The following is a 19,087-nucleotide window of genomic DNA, read 5'->3' on the forward strand; positions in this document are numbered from 1 at the left end:
TTAACCTTTAACGCCGCCGTCAGTTAAACCACCTGAAAGGTGTTTATTGGCTAGCATGAAGCAGATGATCACAGGTAAAAGTGTCAACATGGACGCGGCCATGATGCGATCCCAGATGGCGTTTTTCGAGGTGAACAAGGTTTGCAATGCCAACGGCAAGGTTTGGAAATCTTGGTACTGTTTTAGAAACACGGAAGCGAATAAATACTCGTTCCATGCGATGACAAAACAATAGATAAACACAGTGAATAGCATAGGTTTTGATAATGGCAGAATTATGCGCCAGAAGGCCTCTACTCTTGAGCAACCATCCATCATCGCCGCTTCTTCAAGAGAGAAAGGAATGGTTCGGAAATAGTTACCTAGCATATACATGGCAACAGGCAAGGTTTGAATCAGGTAGATCAAGAATAAGCTTAGTATCGTACCACTAGCACTAGAAGCCAAACCTACGTTTACGCTCATTTGATACAGAGGCACCATCAACAAAACACCGCCAACCATATAAACAAACAGCACACCGTTTGCCATTAAAGATTGCGCAGGGAAGCGAAGACGAGCAATGGCATAAGCCGCTAGAGACGCCAAGAAAGTAGAACAAATACCTGTTATCAAAGAGATGGTGAAGGTGTTAAACATATAACGACCAAACGGAAATACGTCACCGCCAGATGTGAATTTATCTAGCAACGCTTGTTTCTTCTCGGCTGATAACGCGGGATTATCTAGCAAGCGTTGAATGCTGGCTGGCACATCGACTTCTTTCGCTGGCATCAAGCCTAGCAATTCTTTATAGGCGTCTAAATGCAGCACTCTAGGAATGAGGGATGGATTCCCCCAATCTATCGGATGCTTTAATGACGTAGAAAGAATCTGCAAAAAAGGAAAGACGCAAAATATCACCAAAGCAAGTACTAGGGTGTATAAGATCACAGATTGAATAGGAGTGCGTTTATTCATCATTATTACCTCTGAGAAAACGGTCATCAATGTTATGAAAAAAGACTAAATAATTGACGATTACCATTTGAGTACCTTGCGAACGTATAACCAAATCAGACCGACCAATACTAATAATTGAATAACTGAAATAGCCGCTGCGCCGCCTTGATCTACGATGCCAGCAAAGGCTTGGTAGTAAGTGAAAATTGGTAAGGTTTCTACGTTTGGTGCGAGTAAGTACACATCTTCAAAACGGTTTAGGTTCCAAATAATACGCAGTAATACAACCGTCGCGATGACGAATTTAAGCTCAGGTAAGGTGACGTGCCAGAAACGCCCCCATGCATTTTGACCATCAATTGCTGCCGCTTCATATAAATCTTTTGGAACACTTTGTAGCTTGGCAAGCAACAATAAATAGGCGATAGGGAAATGCTTCCAAATATCGAACAAGATAACGACAAACAGCGCTGAATCAGGATTACCAATCAGGTTTTCTCGGGTGTCTGTTAAGTGCAATACATCCACAACAACATGGTTATAAATGCCGTTCACTGGATCAAAAATAAACTGCCAACCAAACACGACACTAATCACAGGCGCAAAATAAGGTAGCAAGATCAAACCACGAGCTATATTACGAAAGTGAAATTCTTGGTTCATTAAAACGGCCGCTGCCAAGCCTAAAACCGTTGTTCCTATGACAGTGCCGAGCAAGTAAATAACAGACACGCCAATGGAGTGGTAATAACGAGGGTTACCAAGTAAATCGCTATAATTATCCAAACCGACAAAGGTTTTCGTACCATTGAGTTGTACATCAAAAAAACTTAAATAGATGTTGAACAAAATAGGGTAAATCACCAGCAAGCCAATAATACCAATGGCAGGCGCGACCATTTTGAGGCCGAGTCTCGCTTCGTTTTTTATGAGTATGGATGACGCCATGTTTATTTCCTTTTGCTTGAAAACGGTCTACGTGGCTACTGTGTTAGTAAAGGTTTTCATATGTCGACGTATACAGATCGCTACGATCCTTTTGATCGTAGCGATCTGATGATCGTTATTGAGCAATAATCGTCTTCATTTCTTTCTCTGCATCATCTAATGCCGCTTGAGGATCTTTGCCCTCAATGGTCACGTCATAGATCATGCGAGGAATGACCGATTTGGCGAAAATAGCACCAGAAGCAGGGAACGTTTTACCTTGAACTACAGAGAAGGAGCGAATGTTGTCAAATCCAGAAACAATCTGTTTCATTTTGTCTGCGCCATAGAGTTTAAACACACCATTTGAGTCGTCTAAATACGCTGGATCTTCAGCAATGCCTTTAAGCATTGGGTTCATACCGCCTGGTGCCATGTGTAAAAAAGTGATGTAACTGGCTGGATCGTACATAAATTCGATGAAGTTTTTTGTTGCTTCAGTATCTGCTGAGTCTTTTGTTTTTAAGGCTACAAGACCAGACAAAGTACCGTAAGACGCGGCACTTTTATGGCTAATGATCGGAGCGAAAGCCGTATTTTTTACCAACTCTGGATCAAAGGTTCCACCACTCAATTCTGCAAAGTTCTCAGAAGACAGCGAACCTTTTGCGACTTCTGCTAAAGACAAATCATCCATAATATAAGTGGAGTAGAAGAACATGGCCATTTTACCTTGCAGGTAATAATCACGTGCGCGCCAGTTTTGCGGACCTGGAGGGTTGTACTGAGCAAGATCTTTGTAATATTTGATAGTTTCTAACGTGGCTGGACTATTAAATATCAGGTTGCCTTTAGCGTCGAACTCGTTGGCATTATTCGATAATGCCAACTGAGTGAAAACTTGCTCTGTGTAGCTGTCTTGCTTGGTGCCAACCAAGATACCGTATTGGTTATTGGCTTTGTCAGTCAACGCTTTGGCTGCCGTTTCGATGTTCTCCCATGTATTAGGAGCTGCTAAGCCTTTCTCGTCGAACCAATCTTTACGGTACCAAATCCCTTGAATCCAACCGTGATAAGGTAAACCGTAGTATTCATCAGATGGTGAGGTGAGCGTGGTAAGCGCGCCTTTATGGAACCTACTTTTACCTATGCTACTTACTACGTCTTGGTGTGCTTTTGTATCGATAATGCCCTCTTCACCCAATGACATAATGATTTCAGAGTTAACCTCAATCAATTGAGGTGTAGTACCAGCAGCAACTGCTGCTGCCATTTGAGTTGCCATTTCATTTTCATCAACGGCCACGACTTTCACCGTAACGCCATCGTTCAAAGCTTCAAACGTACTGGCAAGCAGTTCGATGGTTTGTAATCGATCTGATTGGGTTTGTGCTGTCCAAAATTCGACCGTCGCCGCGTTCGTAAGAGAGCTCACAGCGAGTCCGTTTACCAGTAGAGTACTGGCGACAAGCAGAGATTTATAATGTTGCATTGTGATTTCCTCATGTTGTTTTTATTAGTGGTTATTTATCCGTGTTTTTACCGTTCTGATTGATCTTTAAGCTGTCTATTTTAGGGATGAATTAAAACCCTGTTTTCACCACACCTGGGGATAAAACGATTTGAAGGTCTTTTACTCGAACACCTTTAATGCGCGATATCATCATGTTGGCAAGTTGTTCACCTATATGTGCTGGAGGTGCTTGTTGAATACTGGTAATCCCCATACTAGCGGTTAGCTCATCAAGCGGTGTATCACAACCAATCACACTTATTTTATGTTCTGTATTGTCTTGTCTATGGCTTAAACGCATTGCTGCCAAAGCGGCACTTCGCGCGCTAGTGCTAGTGAGGCAAATTAGCGCAGTAATTTCTGGGTGTTGGAGCAAAAATTCGGCACACGCGAGGTAAGTATCTTCCTCGTCAAAACCGACCTCTAAACAGTGTTCGGGCGTAAGAGTCAGCCCAACTTCTTTTGCTGCATCTTGAATACCACGTTGCCTTTCTTGGGCGAAAAAATACCGATCGTTCACTGACACCACACCAATATGACGATGATCTTGTTCATAAAGGTGGGTCAGACTTAAATGGCCGACTTGGTAATTGTCTAAATCTAGCCAAGCAAATTGAGTGGCTCGTTCGGTACGTCCGTAACACACGAAAGGCACGTTGAGTTTAAGTAATCGATGGACTTTCGGGTCGTTAACCCGAGTGCGAAGGAGTAGAAAACCGTCTTGATCGCCAGCTTTAATAAAGCGTTCAAATTCGCTTAACTCTTGTTTTCCGGTATCAATGGCAACCACTTGCAGTAAATAACCTTCTGCTTGCAGCGCATGTCGAGTTCCGGCTAACACCTTCGAAAGAATGGGGTCGAGATATTGAGTATCCTGGCTAGGAACAATAGCCGTAATGGCTCGTTTCGCTTGTACCCAGTGGGCCGCGTCAGCGCCTTTTAATTGGTAACCCTGTCGCGCTGCCTCTTTCAAAACGCGCTTTTTGGTACTAGGGCTAATATCTGGGTAATCGTTTAGTGCTCGTGACACTGTTGATACCGACAAATCCAATTGGGTAGCTATCTCTTTAATAGACATAATGTCTTTACTGCACTCCATTCTTATTTTTATTACTGTCCATCATTAAGAGGAAAATATAAACCCTTAATCGTGCATTTCATGATCAGCAGCAATCGACGTTAAGACCGAAAATGTTTCGATGCAACGATTATTTTTTGCACAATTTCAGTGCGATAAAGGTAAAAATGAAGGATTAGAGGGAAGGGGAAGGTGGCTTTTTAAATGAGAAAAAAGTTGTAGGATGATAAAAGATCAAATTGAGTGTTCGAAGCTAGCGATGAATAGAAATATACGTCATTTAGCTCTGGTTTTTTTTCAGTAAAACTATATTTTTATAGTGACTATAATGTCCGAATGACTATACGTTCTGAATGGCTATAAATTTAGCAAAATAAGCGTGTAGGTATACAGTGCAGAGCGTCCAGCGAGGGCGGTTAAGGCTGCGATACGTATCAAGTTAGGGGTGATGTTGTTTAGCTTACTCATTAAAGTGAAAAATCTATAAGATTTTAAAAAATAGGTGGGGAATGTGAGTAAGGAATAAGGCCTTTACTTATTTAAAGGCCTATTATGTGGTGGATATATATAGTTTAGATATTGTATCTACAAATTGGAAATTCTCTAGAGTAGTAATCTTTACAAATTTGAACAACTTGAGTTCTTAGGTATGTTTTCCGTTCACAATTTGCATCGAATGTTCTTTTTAGGGCCCTTTCTTTTCTCATAAGATGAAAGTTTTCTTCTCTATATTCCATTAGGTCTTCTTCTGCTTCCATTTTCATATTAATCTCGTTAAATCTTCTTATCTGCTGGTCTTCGATAGTATCGCAGCTCTCATTATATTCATCACAATCCTCTTGAAAGTATTTGATAATATCATTGGCTCCATTTATATTCCCCTTATGGTTCTCAACGGCTCTTTCATACTTTGCTACAGTTTTTTCCATGGCATTTCTCTTTTTCTGTAATTCTTCAAGTTCTCTCGTTTTTTCAATACAAATTCTGATTTCTGTTTCATCAGATGACTTCTCTAAATAGCTTGTCACTGACTGTAATACTTTTAAATCTGTCTTTAGTGTCGTTGATAGTGTTGGGTCAGCTTTTTCTTGCCCTGCACATGTTGTGGCCGAAAGTGCTAAAAAATTAAACATAGTCAAAAATATAGACAGTTTAAGTATTTTTAATTTCATATTTACCACCTTTTTAAGTTATTTAATACCTTCAAATAAAAGCAAATACTGCGCCAAATATTCTATCCATAGTCTCTTTCTTAGTTGAAGTTCCACAAATTTCTGAGTGGGGGCTCACGTTAAATACAATGGGCATGGCAAAGATCGGTGATCTTTAATACCCATGGCTTTTGCCTTTTTTAATTAAAAAACATGCAGCTCGTAATGTGAAAAATGCCTCATCTCATACGAAAAAATAATAAGTTGATTGTTTTTTAGTCTCGTAGGAAGTCTTTCACGAAAGAGAGGTTTCATTGTGTTCAATATTTGAGAACTTTATCAAAGAAGTTGTGATGCTAACAGAGGAAGCGATCAATATTGGGTTGGCTAAATTCGCCTTCGGCTGTTTTTTGTAAAGAAAAGTGAAGTTCCGTAAAAAATGAACCAAACCGGTGCTAAGATCAATGCATAGTGACTATAAGGTGTTTGAATTTTTATTTGGCATGATTATTTCCTGTGCCAAAAAATATTAAATATTTTTATAGAGCAATCTATATAAAAGTGAGCCACTTTTTATTCTATATCATATCTTTAATCAGTCATTATTGTTTGTAGGCATTAGAGAGTTCAAGTGATTAGCTTAAGTGGAAAATCACATAAAAAAATATGTATATTAAATACGAGGAAGAAAAACATGGGAAAAATACGAGAGATTTTCTTTGGCTTTTTATTAGCCTTTAGTACGAGTGCCTTTGCCGAAGAAGCAGGCTCGTTTAAGCAAACCATTGCTGCATTCAGTGAAAGCGTCGACGGTTTTTTTAACGATTATACTGGCTGGTTTGTCGGTTTAATTTTTAAAAGTGTACCAATTGGTGATGTCGGTTTCCCAATCATTGTTGGCTGGCTATTGTTAGCCGCTCTGATCTTTACGCTGTACTTTGGCTTTGTTCAGTTTAAACGTGCGGGCATGGCGATTGATATCGTAAAAGGCAAATACACAGACCCTAACTCTAAAGAAGACGGAGAAGTGTCTCATTTCCAAGCATTAACAACAGCTCTTTCCGGTACAGTTGGTCTTGGTAATATTGCTGGCGTTGGTGCTGCACTTGCGATTGGTGGACCTGGCGCGACATTCTGGATGATCGTATGTGGTCTTCTAGGTATGGCATCTAAGTTTTGTGAGTGTACTCTGGGTGTGAAATACAGAACAGTTTTACCATCAGGCGTTATCTCTGGTGGTCCAATGTATTACTTAAGCCAAGGTCTTGCTGAAAAAGGCTTAGGCGGTTTAGGTAAAGTATTGGCTGTTGGTTTTGCTCTAATGTGTATTCTAGGCGCGTTAGGCGGCGGTAACATGTTCCAAGCTAACCAAGCTCACGCAATGCTTACTTACGCTTTTGATGTTCCAAGCGAATACGGCGTTATTACAGGTCTTGTACTTGCTGCTTTAGTATTCTCGGTTATCGTTGGTGGTATGCCATCAATTGCATCTGTAACAGAGAAAATAGTTCCGTGGATGGCTGGTTTGTATATCGGTATGGCTGTCATCGTTATTATTGCTAATATCGATCAAGTTGGCGCTGCATTCAGTGCTATCTTTGCTGGTGCATTTACTGGTGCTGGTGTTGCTGGTGGTTTTATTGGTGCCTTGATACAAGGTTTGAAACGAGCAACATTCTCGAATGAAGCAGGTGTTGGTTCTGCTGCGATTGCTCACTCAGCCGTTAAAACGAAAGAGCCTATCACTGAAGGTCTGGTGTCATTACTAGAGCCATTCGTTGATACCGTTGTTATTTGTACTATGACAGCATTGGTTATCACTATTGCAGGCTTAAACGTTGGTCCATTTGATGGCAGCGGTTTAACAGGTGTAACACTGACTGCAGCATCATTTACTGAGACGGCTGGCGTATTCAAATACTTATTGGCCTTAGCAGTTGTTATGTTTGCATTCTCTACTATGATTTCTTGGTCATACTACGGATTAAAAGCATGGACTTACCTATTCGGTGAAGGCAAAAAAATCGAATTGGCTTTCAAAATGATGTTCTGTGTCTTTGTTGTTATCGGTGCAACTATTCAGTTTGGTGCTGTTATCGACTTCTCTGACGCGGCGATTTTTGCAATGTCTATCTTTAACATTATCGGCTTGTACTTCTTGATGCCGATTGTTAAGAAAGAATTAGCATCCTTTATTGCTCGCGTTAAATCTGGTGAGATCAAAACTTACGAGAAATAATCGCAACCTAAAAGTTGTTAAGTAATCCCGTTATATAAAAAACCCACTACGGTGGGTTTTTTATATTGGGCTTTATTACTCACATATCCATACGGCATAGAGAGCAATATGAACGAAAGTGAATCTTGTATTGTTGACCTAACACGAACATTACTTAAAGATGGCCCTAAATTTTTATCGCATACATTGGTGATAACAAAGAGTAATGCGTATTTAAGGCCAACAGTGGGAGCAATGATGTTCTGTGTCGTGTATATCGTTGTTGGAGGTTTTTTATCTAGTCTTGCCGCTTATTTGTTAGTTGTTTCTACTCAATATGACCTTTCTATATTTGTTGGTGGCTTTGGTATTGCCATTGGTGCTTTTGGCATTATGTTAATCCAACCGTTTTTAAGGCGCGTGAGCTTTAATAAAACATCAGGCGTTTTTGACAACCGTAAAGATCGAAATGTAAAGCTACACCATATTGTTTCATTGCAAATAAACAACAAGATTATTCAACGTAAAAATGCTCTTAGCTACGCCTGCTATGAATTGAATTTACTGACCCTGCATGGACGAAGAATTAACATTTTGAATCATAATAATGAAGATCAACTTGAAAACGACGCGGTGCTATTAAGTATGTTTTTAGGTGTTGAGCTGAAAGACTATCGTAGAGAAATTATATTGTAAGTATGAAAATGACTAGTTAGAGTCGCTTGATATTATCAGGGTCTCTCAAAAGCCTTTCTGGCCGTGTCTATTTTCTCTCGCATAAAACAATGCTCGGCGTGGTCATTGATAAGCCCCATGGATTGCATGAAGGCATACAGTGTCGTTGGGCCGACGAAAATCCAGCCGCGCTTCTTTAGGTCCTTAGAAAGTGCGACAGATTCTTTACATGTGGTTTGTGTTTCTGGTAGTGGCAAGGTGTTTTCATTAGGTTCGTAGCGCCAGAGAAACGCAGCAAGAGAGCCTTCTTTGGCGATGAGTTCTTGAGCGCGTTTGGCGTTGTTGATCACGGCGAGAATTTTACGTTTGTTACGAACGATGCCTGCGTTACTAAGAAGGTCTTCTACATCTTCATCATCAAATAAGGCGATCTTATTAAAGTCGAATTGCTGAAAAGCGAGGCGAAAGTTTTCTCGTTTGGTCAGTATGGTTCGCCAGCTCAGGCCTGATTGAAAGGTTTCTAAACAGAGTTTTTCAAACAAGCGCTGATCGTCAGCAACTGGAAATCCCCATTCTTTGTCGTGATAATCAGGAAAGTCTGGTGCGGAATCTGCCCATGCGCAGCGTTGCTTTGAGTCAGTCACATTATCTTCCTTATTCTCAATGCTGGAATGCACAGGGTTCTAATTTTCAATGACGTGCAAAGCACGATATTCATCATAGGCAAATTGGTCTGTCATGCCGCTGATGTAATCTTGAATCAATCGACAACGGAAATAGAATTCCCAAGCGTCGTCACTGACGTTTTTCAGATTCTTATCAGTAGCAAAGTGAGATTTAAATTCCTTAAGCGTTTCAGGTTTTATCGCCTCTTGATAAGCACGGAGGTGTTTGCTGGATAGCTTGTTACACAGGCGAGTTTGGTAAAGCGGTGTTTTATCTTCTTGGTTAATAATCGCGGTAAAGGTTTCTCTGTTTAAATCGAGCAGTGGTTTATAAATGTCTAATAACCCCGCGATGATACGATAGCCTTGTAGCTCTTGTTTTTGAACTTCTGGCGCACAGAATACGTGCTTGAATGCGACAGATTTAAGGGTTTCTAATAACGCATGGCTACTGCTGTAGTCTTCGACCAAAGCTTGGTTATAAGTGCCGTGATAAATGGCGTCGATGTTATCGATAAATTGTTTACTGGCGTGTTTGACGGAGCGAGTATTGAGTGCAACTCGAAAAGGTACAAAGAAATCACTGACGATATTGGTTTTGTTGTAGCGATACAGATTGTTTTCAATCAGTTGTTCCATCAGGCCGACTTCATTTTCATAAACTGAAAACTTGCCGTTATTGATAATGGTTTGATATTCCTCTTTGAGCCTGACCAGCAGCTCGTCAAATTTCAAGATGCCTTTTTCTACGGCGTCTTCAATGTCGGCAATGCAGTAGGAGATATCGTCGGCCGCTTCCATGACGTAAGCAAATGGGGAACGGCAGCCTTCTTGAATGTTTAGTGTTTTATTGACTGCTTTAATAATCGCGACTTCACTAAGGTAAAAACCAGATTTCTTTTTCAGGTAGCTTTTGGGGTCCTTGTCTTCGACCTTAGGCTTTGCTTGGTCTGCTCGACGGGTGTATTTGATGATGCCTGACATTTGCGTGAACGTGAGGTTGAGCGTTTGCAAGGAATGCACAATACGTAAGGCTTGGGCATTACCTTCAAAAGCGCAAATGTCTGTTATGAGAGGTTTGAGAGTTATTGCCTCATCAAGGATATCTTCTCTTTTTACAAAGGTTTGGATGTGATCGCCAAACCATTGGTTAATCGCGCCTTCTCCAAAATGACCAAAGGATGGGTTGCCTACGTCGTGCATTAAACAAGACATTTCAACGATTGATTCAAACTGGCGATCTAAGTCGGTTAGTCCGTATTCTTCTTGTTTAGCCTTATTTAATTTTTTGAAAATCTGTTGGCTGATGTAACGGCCAACTTGTTGGACTTCCATTGAATGAGTCAAACGGCTGCGTACAGCAGCGTTACGTTCTAGGGAAAAGACTTGGGTTTTTTGCTGTAAACGACGAATGGCGGCAGAGTTAATAATACGACCACGATCACTTTCAAAAATTGAAAGATCTTGGTTGCGTTCATCAAAATTTGGTCTGTTAAACGAACGGTGTGGGCGGATTTTATTTTTAAAATCTATTGTCATTAATAGCGTCCTTATTACCTACGACTAAGCTCCAATATCATTTTTCTATCGTAGATAGTAACTATATTTCTTCTTTAAATACACGTTAAATGGAGATGTAGAGTTGATAAAGTATTGTTTTTTTTAATTGTTTGCATAGGTGAAGCACGATGGTTTTATGCCATCTTGAATCTTAATATGGTATTTTATGGGAATCATTTACAATAGTTGATTGTGTGAAAAAACTGAATGTTACAATCTCAGGAAGAGGCGTGCATTTTAGGGAGTTATTTTCTCTCGACTTATAAAAAGGAGAAGGGTTGTGAAAAATTATAAAAATATCGTTTTTATCATCAGTTTAATTTCTTCGCCTCTTTTGATGGCTGAGTCCTTATCTATTAATTCCATTCATTCTTGTTTGGCTTTAGTCGATTTTGTAAACTCGAAAGTAAAGGGTGCTAACGACACTTACTCTTCAGATGAAAAAGAGTTAATTCATAAAGGTTTGTCTGGGTACAGTGAGTATCTTGATAAAGATGTTATTAATCCGAAGTTGTTAAAACTATATGGAGGAAATGCTTCTCAAGCTAAACTGATGAAAAAACTGTTTAGCCGTCAACAAGGAACCTTTACTCAATATCTGGATGACCGTTACTCAGAGAAAAAACTCTTAACTGACTACGCAGTAGGAATCCAAGAGTGCTCAGTTAAAACTGGCTCTCAAGGCGATGTTGCGCTGGCGCTTAAAAAAGCAATTAATACTATGGCTAAGAAGTAGTCAGAGTATCGTCAAGTGAAGTGGGTCATTTATATTATCCACTTCAAATCTCCCTCTTTTTTCTTTAATACCCAATAGCCATCAGAATTTTATTGCTTGCCTAAGGCTCATTTGGAGCATATTTGAGAAACAAGCCAAGTGAAACCAACAAAACAGCTGCACTGATTACAATCGCCACGGGGTAATACAGGTTTCCTGCCATATCCAGCTGGCTGTATTTGATAACCATAATAAGTCCCTCCAGTGCGAGGGCAACACATACTGTACCTATGAATCGGGGCAATGTACGACGTAATAAAATAATGACGTCATGCTCATTACCACTGCCATATTCTTTATTAATTACCATTGCTAGCTCAAATACGGCAATGGCAATGATATTCGAATTAATGATTTGAATAATCACTTGAGTTAGGTCTTTGCCATTAAGGTATTCTTCAACTGCAGAAACGAAGGTCGAAATTACGACTAAACCGGCTAAAGTAAAGAAGATACAGGCAAAGGTTTTTGCGAAGATTTTTTGGACATTAATTGTCATTCTAAAAGCTCAGTTATGGGTGTTGGTCTTTACAATGGGTGCTCTTAAATGAATAAACAGTCTGGTGAAAGGTTTTATTGCAATACTTTCTTGTTAGTGACAATTAAAGGCTGGTCTTTACAAAAAAGTAGTTATTTAACAATGGCGCATAGAGCGCCATTTTTATTTAAATAGAATTTTTAGTAGCGGGTCTCTTCTGTATGCGAGTGTTACGCAAGCGTCGAATAGAATCGAAAATAAGTAGTGCTAGTGCAGACCAAATAAGCACAAAAGTTATCAATTTTTCAGGGCTTAAGGGTTCGTCATACAAAAATACGGCTAGGAAAAACATTCCAGTCGGACCTATGTATTGAAAGAATCCAAGCGTTACCATGCTGACTCGGTTTGCTGCAGCAGCAAAACACATTAAAGGGACCATTGTGATGGGACCTGCTGCGAATAGTAACCAATTTGTTGAAGAGGTATTAGCAAACATGTTCGCTGTTGGTGAGTCGATAAGCACTAAATAAACTATAGCGAAAGGCAGCATAATACTGGTTTCAATTGCCATTCCAGTAAAGCTATCGACAGCAATTTTCTTACGAATCAATCCATAAACCCCAAACGTTAATGCCAACGTTAATGCTACCCAAGGCAAAGAACCAAACTGAATAACTTCAAATACCACAGCGCAAAAGCATAAAGCAACGGCTGCTTTACGTACTCTATCTAACTTTTCTTTGAAGAAAATAACACCAAGTAAAATACTTATTAATGGATTGATGTAATAACCCAAACTGGCGCTGAGCATTTGATCATTTTGTACCGCCCAAATAAAAGCCCCCCAGTTTAGTCCGATTAAGGTGGTCGAAATACACATGGCCATTAGGATTTTTGGTGAACGTAAAACAGTTTTTAACGCATCGCTATATCGCAAGATAATAATTAATACAAAAACTAGGATGCAGGACCAAATAACACGATGAGCAAGTATTTCCGTCGCTGGGACGAAAGACATTTCTTTAAAATAAATAGGTGCAATTGCCCATAGGGTAAAAGCAGTTAAAGCATAAAGAATGCCGCTTCTAGAAGATGTTTGCATCGCTGTCATCCTAATTTCATGTGTATCAGTTTAGGGTGGTGAGTGTATAGGAATACATAGCTCTCGTGCAGTATAAAAAATACTCCCTTACAAATAGAAAGATGAACATCTTGCTGGTAATAGTATTGCCTAAATAAAGTGATGCGTTTAAAGTGAGCTCAACAAATTTTACATAAATCGAACTTCGGGGCGGGGCGAAATTCCCCACCGGCGGTAATTTGTTTAAATTTACTAATCAAATGTTAGTGGATGGTAATAAAAAGCCCGCGAGCGCTTAATTTTTTTGGTTATATTAAGAAGTTAAGGTCAGCAGATCTGGTGTAACTCCAGAGCCGACGGTTACAGTCCGGATGATAGAAGATCGACCAAGTGTTAGTGGCTTTTGATGGTATTCAGAAGCTTCTTTTCTGTGCTTTTTATGGCTCCAATACTTGGTATATTCGTACTCATCACCCCTGTGCATCTTATTCATTTGGAGAAACCAAGATGGCAGGAATACTTTTTATCATGATCGCGTGCTTTACGTGGGCGCTTGATACTTTAATTCGTTACCCTTTACTGGGGTCGGGTTATTCCGCACTGCAAATTGTTTTAATCGAACACCTTACGCTAGTAGTTATTATCAGCCCTTTGATATGTCGCTATCGCTATGTTTTCCGCCACTTATCACTCAACAGTCTCTTATGTTTGTTATTTATTGGTGGAATCGGCTCAGCGGTTGGTACCCTGGCGTTCACTGAAGCTTTTCGATACCTGAATCCAACGGTTGTTATTTTGTTGCAAAAACTACAACCGATTATTGCCATCTTGCTGGCCTATTGGTTTTTGAAAGAACGTATTGAAGGTCAGTTTCTGCGCTGGGCCATAGTTATTTTGTCAGGTAGTTTTATTATGATGTGGCCTGATTTACGTTTGTTGAGTGATGCACAATGGCATTATTCAAGCGACAGTATGAGTTTATTAAAAGGTTATGGTTTTACCTTAATTGCAGTTGTTGCTTGGGGCGCTGCGACTGTGTGCGGTAAATACCTTTCACATCAAAATGTTCCTGCAAACGCGATTATGTCTGGTCGTTTTGTCGCGGGGTTGTTGGTTTTAGTACCGTTAGCGATGATGCAGACAGAAAGTCTGACCGCGATTGTGCCTGTGGATTTGAGCCTAATTATTATCATGGCCCTATTAAGTGGCTTAATAGGTATGTGGTTCTATTATCGAGGCTTAAAGACAGTACCTGCTCAAATGGCAACCTTGGCCGAGTTATCTTTTCCTGTATTTGCGGCTAGCATTAATTGGCTTTTCCTAGACAAAGGATTAACCAGTTACCAAATTATTGGTGGGAGTATTTTGATTCTTGGCAACATTGGCTTACGCATGAAAGAGCTTCGTCACACAGAGTTAATTACAGAAACGCATCAATCCTAATTATTTTCTACTCTGCGTTTTAGGGTTCTAGTTAACAATGACTTAAAGAGTCTGATGATATACATCAGACTCTTTTTTACATTTATAAAGACCATATTAAAATACCTCGCACAAATGAGCTTCTTTTACTTTAGAATAGAGACCTTAAACTTGTCCAAATGATCAATTTTATCGATTCAAATAGAATCGATAAAATTGTTTGTCTCTAGTAAGGAAAATAGATGTCACGCGACTCTGTGAATAATCCAGCTCCAGTTCCAGCTCCAGCACCAAAAACTCAGCTTCTTGAGATCGTACTTCTGTGGATTGCAGGCGTGAGTACTGCGATGCAGTTCGCAAAATTCTCGGTGTCTTATGATGCTGTTTTACAACACTATCAAACCAGCGCAACAATGACAGGAATGGCGCTTTCGATTTTAGGTGTTGCAGGGCTAATGTTCGGCGTATTTGGTGGCATTATCGCTAGTCGAGTAGGCTATTTAAAGGTATTGATGGGCGCCTTGCTTTTAGGGGGCTTACTCTCATTTATTCAGTCATTACTGCCAAACTTTACCTTGTTAATAATTACTCGATTAATTGAGGGCTTCTCTCAATTAGGTGTTGTTGTTACGGCTCCAACGTTAATCGCTAAATTAAGCGCGCCTCAGCATCGTTCCTTGAGTATGGGGTTATGGGCAACTTTCTTTGGTGTTGCATTTGCCGTAAGCGGTTGGTTAGGCAAAGCCATATTAGACCAATATGGCTTAAGTGAATTATTCTTTAGTCATGGCGTATTAATTACTAGCATGGCTGTAATTTTGTATTTTTTATTACGTAATAATCCTGTATTAAATATTGAACCTGTAGCCGTTAATCAAGGCAGCTTTCTTCGTCAAATGGCGCGAGTGTATCGTAATCCGCGATCGCTATTACCGAGCGTCGTCTTTCTTTTCTATACTTGTACGCTTGTGTCGTTATTAACCTATGCTCCTCGCTTAGTAGACGATGCAAAACTGCAGGCATTATTGATGGTGTGTTTACCATTGGTCAGTACATGCGGGACCTTTCTTGCAGGCGCATTGGCACAATACGTAATGCGGCCACAACATGTCGCTTTAATGGCTTATTCAGGGATAGGAATTAGTGCGTTGACCTTATCTTCTTTATTGGATCAGCCAATCGTATTTGGGTTGGCGGTCGGCGTGCTGATTTTGTTTCTTGGTATGGTGTCTGGCGCATCAATGGCGATGATTCCTGCATTAGCTCGTAATCCAAGTGAGCAGGCGCAAAGCTATGGTCTTATTGCTCAATTCGGTAATCTTGGTGGAACCATTGGACCCCCTTCGTTTGCTCTATTAATTTCGCTCTATGGAATCTACGGCCTAGTTTCATTAGTACTGCTGATATGTAGTTTAGGTATTGTGTTTAGTTTCTTGGCAAATCGAATAAAATCGACTGAATCTGTTTAGCCCTATGGGGGTTAATAAACATTCGAATTGTGTCAATAATAGGGATAGGTTAAAAAAGCAGGAATGAGTTGTAACATTTTCACTTTTTTGACGTCTAATCTTCATATTATCAGTTTAATAACTAATTTGAGCTGAATTCGAATCGGTTTTGTTGGAGTCTGCTAAATGAAAAAAATTGGATTGTTGGTGTTAATTGCAGCGATTGTCGCTGGATTTTTCTACTTTGATCTTCACCAACTACTAACATTAGATGGTTTAAAATCTGGCCTGACACAGTTTGAAGAGTGGCGTAGTGCTAGCCCAGTCTTAGTGACTGGCGGTTTCTTATTGCTTTATATAGCAGTAACCGCTTTGTCTTTGCCTGGCGCTGTCATTATGACCTTGGCGGCAGGTGCTCTTTTTGGCTTAGTGTTAGGAACTGTAATTGTTTCTTTTGCCAGCAGTATTGGCGCAACATTAGCATTTCTTGCCTCACGTTATTTACTGCAAAGTACCGTTCAAAAACGCTTTGGAGATCGCCTTAAAGCGTTTAATGAAGGTGTTGAAAAAGACGGTGCCTTTTACTTATTCACCCTTCGTCTTGTGCCTGTTTTCCCTTTCTTCCTTATAAATTTGGTAATGGGTTTAACGAAACTTCGTGCTTTTACATTTTACTGGGCAAGCCAATTAGGCATGTTAGTCGGTACAGTAATTTATGTGAATGCAGGAACTCAGCTTGGTCAACTTGAAAGTTTGTCAGGTATTTTGTCTCCTTCATTATTGTTCTCTTTTGTCTTGTTAGGGTTACTTCCTTTAATGGCTAAAAAAATAGTAGAAATTATCAAAGCGCGTCGTGTCTACAAAGGATTCACGAAACCAAAATCATTTGATCGTAACCTTATTGTAATTGGTGGCGGTGCTGGTGGCTTAGTAAGTGCTTACATCGCAGCGGCAGTAAAAGCAAAAGTGACTTTAATCGAAGCAAATAAAATGGGCGGCGATTGTTTAAACTACGGTTGTATCCCAAGTAAAGCTTTGATTAAAAGTGCGAAAGTTGCGCAGCAAATGCGTCATGCCGAAAACTATGGTTTAGACAGCAGCGAACCAACTTTTTCATTCAAAAAGGTTATGGCACGTGTTCATGATGTTATTAGTAAAATAGAGCCTCATGACAGTGTTGAGCGTTATACAGAACTAGGTGTAGACGTAGTGCAGGGTTATGCAAAACTTATTGACCCTTGGACGGTAGAAATCCAGTTAAACGATGGTGGTACTCAACGTCTGACTGCCCGTAGTATTGTTTTAGCGACAGGTGCTCGTCCATTTGTTCCTGATTTACCAGGTTTGAATGACGTGGGTTATTACACAAGCGATAACTTGTGGGAAGAATTTGCTAAGTTTGATGAGCCACCAAAACGTCTTGTTGTATTAGGTGGTGGCCCAATTGGCTCTGAATTGGCTCAAAGTTTTGCTCGTCTAGGCTCTAATGTGACTCAGGTTGAGCGTGCTGCGCGTATTATGGCGAGAGAAGATGAAGAAGTGTCTGAGCTGGTTCAAGAGAGTATGAGATCAGATGGTGTAACCATTCTAACGTCTCACAATGCCATTCGTTGTGAAAAAGACGGTGATGTTAAGCGCTTAATCGTTGAAAAAGACGGTGTTGAAACCGTCATTGAGTTTGATGCGTTGCTTTGTGCTGTAGGCCGTCAAGCACGTCTTGAAGGCTACGGTTTAGAAAATCTAGGCGTTGAAACAAACCGCAATATTGTAACAAACGATTATCTTGAAACTTTGTTCCCGAATATCTTCGCTGTAGGCGATGTGGCTGGCCCTTATCAGTTTACTCATGTTGCCGCCCATCAGGCTTGGTTTGCTGCTGTGAATGCGTTATTTGGTAACTTTAAGAAGTTCCGTGCAGATTACAGAGTAATTCCATGGGCGACCTTTGTTGATCCTGAAGTGGCTCGTGTGGGTTTAAGTGAGCAAGATGCAAAAGAGCAAGGCATTGCTTATGAAATGGTTCGTTATGGACTTGATGACTTAGATCGTGCCATTGCAGAAAGTGCGACGGCAGGCTTTGTTAAAGTGTTAACGGTTCCGGGCAAAGACAAAATTTTAGGTGTCACCATTGTTGGTGAGCATTCTGGTGAGTTATTGGCTGAATTCGTCTTAGCAATGAAACATGGTTTAGGTCTGAACAAAATTCTGGGTACGATCCACACTTACCCAACGTGGGCTGAGTCAAACAAATACGCAGCGGGCGAGTGGAAGCGAGCTCATACACCAGAGCGTATATTGGCTTGGGTAGAAAAATACCACACATGGCGTCGAGGCTAATCAAATGAAAAAATGGCTGATTACTTTATTCGCGGTTATTGGATTACAAAGTACGATGGTGAATGCTGAAAACGCATTTGACCATTCATCATGGAATGACTTGCTACAGCAAAATGTACACCTCTTGAATGGCGGTCAAGCTAGCCAAGTGGATTATCAGGGGTTTGCAGATGACAGGACGTCTTTGAAAAATTACTTAGAGAGTTTGGCTCAAGTTAGTCAAACTGAATTCGATAACTGGCCTAAAAATGATCAGTTAGCGTTTTTAATCAACACCTATAATGCGTGGACGGTTGAGCTTATTTTAACTAAGTGGCCTGGCCTGAAATCTATTAAAGATCTTGGTAGTCTGTTTAGCTCTCCTTGGAGTAAAAGTATCGTATCTCTGTTTGGTAAAAAATACTCTTTGGACGATGTTGAGCACAAGTTGATTCGTGGTTCAGATCGTTACAATGATCCGCGTATTCACTTTGCCGTCAACTGTGCCAGCATTGGTTGTCCTGCATTAGCGAATCAAGCTTTTCAAGGTGACAATGTTGATAGCTTATTAGAAACGCAAACAAAACTGTTTCTAGCAGATCGCAGCCGAAATCGTTTGAAAGGCAATAAAGTAGAATTGTCTTCTATTTTCAAATGGTACCGTGAAGACTTTGAAAAAAACTGGAAAGGATATAAGTCTTTAGAAGATTTTCTAGTCAGTTATTCGACTGATTTAGGGCTGACTCCTGATGCGATAGTAAAGCTTAAAGCGAAGAAATTAGACATCAAATTTCTAGACTATGATTGGGCATTGAATAAAACGTTGTAAAGCACATTT

16 protein-coding genes and 1 riboswitch are annotated in these 19,087 nt (G+C 40.2%); of the genes, 7 read left to right on the top strand and 9 right to left on the bottom strand.

Annotated features, from left to right (window positions below; translation table 11 throughout):
- From IF202_RS06565 to IF202_RS06585, 5 genes are all read right to left on the bottom strand, one after another.
- Nucleotides 1–963 carry a carbohydrate ABC transporter permease gene (locus IF202_RS06565; RefSeq protein WP_191594088.1) on the bottom strand — a complete coding sequence of 321 codons (963 nt, stop codon included), beginning with the start codon at nt 961–963 and terminating at the stop codon, nt 1–3.
- A 57-nt stretch (nt 964–1,020) separates the two neighbouring features.
- Nucleotides 1,021–1,890: a carbohydrate ABC transporter permease gene (locus IF202_RS06570; protein WP_191594089.1), complete on the bottom strand. Its 870-nt coding sequence runs from the start codon at nt 1,888–1,890 to the stop codon at nt 1,021–1,023.
- A gap of 115 nt (nt 1,891–2,005) precedes the next feature.
- Nucleotides 2,006–3,361 carry an ABC transporter substrate-binding protein gene (locus IF202_RS06575; protein ID WP_191594090.1) on the bottom strand — a complete coding sequence of 452 codons (1,356 nt, stop codon included), beginning with the start codon at nt 3,359–3,361 and terminating at the stop codon, nt 2,006–2,008.
- A 91-nt stretch (nt 3,362–3,452) separates the two neighbouring features.
- Nucleotides 3,453–4,460: a LacI family DNA-binding transcriptional regulator gene (locus IF202_RS06580; RefSeq protein ID WP_191594091.1), complete on the bottom strand. Its 1,008-nt coding sequence runs from the start codon at nt 4,458–4,460 to the stop codon at nt 3,453–3,455.
- 572 nt (nt 4,461–5,032) lie between these two features.
- Nucleotides 5,033–5,632: a hypothetical protein gene (locus tag IF202_RS06585; protein ID WP_191594092.1), complete on the bottom strand. Its 600-nt coding sequence runs from the start codon at nt 5,630–5,632 to the stop codon at nt 5,033–5,035.
- Nucleotides 5,633–6,305: 673 nt separating this feature from the next.
- On the opposite strand from IF202_RS06585, the gene IF202_RS06590 reads away from it, so the two are divergent.
- On the top strand, nt 6,306–7,850 hold the full coding sequence (locus IF202_RS06590; RefSeq protein WP_191594093.1) for an alanine/glycine:cation symporter family protein: 1,545 nt from the start codon (nt 6,306–6,308) through the stop codon (nt 7,848–7,850).
- A gap of 108 nt (nt 7,851–7,958) precedes the next feature.
- On the top strand, nt 7,959–8,525 hold the full coding sequence (locus IF202_RS06595) for a hypothetical protein (RefSeq protein WP_191594094.1): 567 nt from the start codon (nt 7,959–7,961) through the stop codon (nt 8,523–8,525).
- A 35-nt stretch (nt 8,526–8,560) separates the two neighbouring features.
- Here the strand turns inward: IF202_RS06595 and IF202_RS06600 are convergent, their stop codons facing one another.
- Both IF202_RS06600 and dgt read right to left on the bottom strand, forming a co-directional pair.
- The gene (locus IF202_RS06600) at nt 8,561–9,148 is read right to left on the bottom strand and encodes a DNA-3-methyladenine glycosylase I (protein ID WP_191594095.1); all 588 of its coding nucleotides are present in this window, start codon (nt 9,146–9,148) and stop codon (nt 8,561–8,563) included.
- 39 nt (nt 9,149–9,187) lie between these two features.
- Nucleotides 9,188–10,708: a dGTPase gene (dgt, locus tag IF202_RS06605; protein ID WP_191594096.1), complete on the bottom strand. Its 1,521-nt coding sequence runs from the start codon at nt 10,706–10,708 to the stop codon at nt 9,188–9,190.
- Nucleotides 10,709–11,009: 301 nt separating this feature from the next.
- Here dgt and IF202_RS06610 point away from each other — a divergent pair, with 301 nt between their 5' ends.
- Nucleotides 11,010–11,465: a hypothetical protein gene (locus IF202_RS06610; protein WP_191594097.1), complete on the top strand. Its 456-nt coding sequence runs from the start codon at nt 11,010–11,012 to the stop codon at nt 11,463–11,465.
- Nucleotides 11,466–11,565: 100 nt separating this feature from the next.
- Here the strand turns inward: IF202_RS06610 and IF202_RS06615 are convergent, their stop codons facing one another.
- Together IF202_RS06615 and rarD are read right to left on the bottom strand one after the other, a co-directional pair.
- Complete coding sequence (locus IF202_RS06615; protein WP_191594098.1) at nt 11,566–12,003, bottom strand: hypothetical protein; 438 nt, start codon at nt 12,001–12,003, stop codon at nt 11,566–11,568.
- A 166-nt stretch (nt 12,004–12,169) separates the two neighbouring features.
- Complete coding sequence (gene rarD, locus IF202_RS06620) at nt 12,170–13,084, bottom strand: EamA family transporter RarD (RefSeq protein ID WP_191594099.1); 915 nt, start codon at nt 13,082–13,084, stop codon at nt 12,170–12,172.
- Between the two features lie 176 nt (nt 13,085–13,260).
- A riboswitch (FMN riboswitch) is annotated at nt 13,261–13,450 on the top strand.
- 120 nt (nt 13,451–13,570) lie between these two features.
- Between rarD and IF202_RS06625 the strand changes: the two genes are divergently transcribed.
- The 4 genes from IF202_RS06625 (at nt 13,571) to IF202_RS06640 (ending at nt 19,078) form a co-directional block, all read left to right on the top strand.
- Nucleotides 13,571–14,506 (top strand): DMT family transporter, encoded by a 936-nt coding sequence (locus IF202_RS06625; RefSeq protein ID WP_191594100.1) that lies wholly within the window; start codon nt 13,571–13,573, stop codon nt 14,504–14,506.
- Nucleotides 14,507–14,727: 221 nt separating this feature from the next.
- Nucleotides 14,728–15,954, top strand: a complete 1,227-nt coding sequence (locus IF202_RS06630; RefSeq protein ID WP_191594101.1) for an MFS transporter — start codon at nt 14,728–14,730, stop codon at nt 15,952–15,954.
- Between the two features lie 165 nt (nt 15,955–16,119).
- Nucleotides 16,120–18,270 carry an FAD-dependent oxidoreductase gene (locus IF202_RS06635; RefSeq protein WP_191594102.1) on the top strand — a complete coding sequence of 717 codons (2,151 nt, stop codon included), beginning with the start codon at nt 16,120–16,122 and terminating at the stop codon, nt 18,268–18,270.
- Nucleotides 18,271–18,274: 4 nt separating this feature from the next.
- Nucleotides 18,275–19,078 carry a DUF547 domain-containing protein gene (locus IF202_RS06640; RefSeq protein ID WP_191594103.1) on the top strand — a complete coding sequence of 268 codons (804 nt, stop codon included), beginning with the start codon at nt 18,275–18,277 and terminating at the stop codon, nt 19,076–19,078.
- Nucleotides 19,079–19,087 lie beyond the last annotated feature (9 nt).

This window comes from Marinomonas colpomeniae (assembly GCF_014803385.1).
Taxonomy (GTDB): domain Bacteria; phylum Pseudomonadota; class Gammaproteobacteria; order Pseudomonadales; family Marinomonadaceae; genus Marinomonas; species Marinomonas colpomeniae.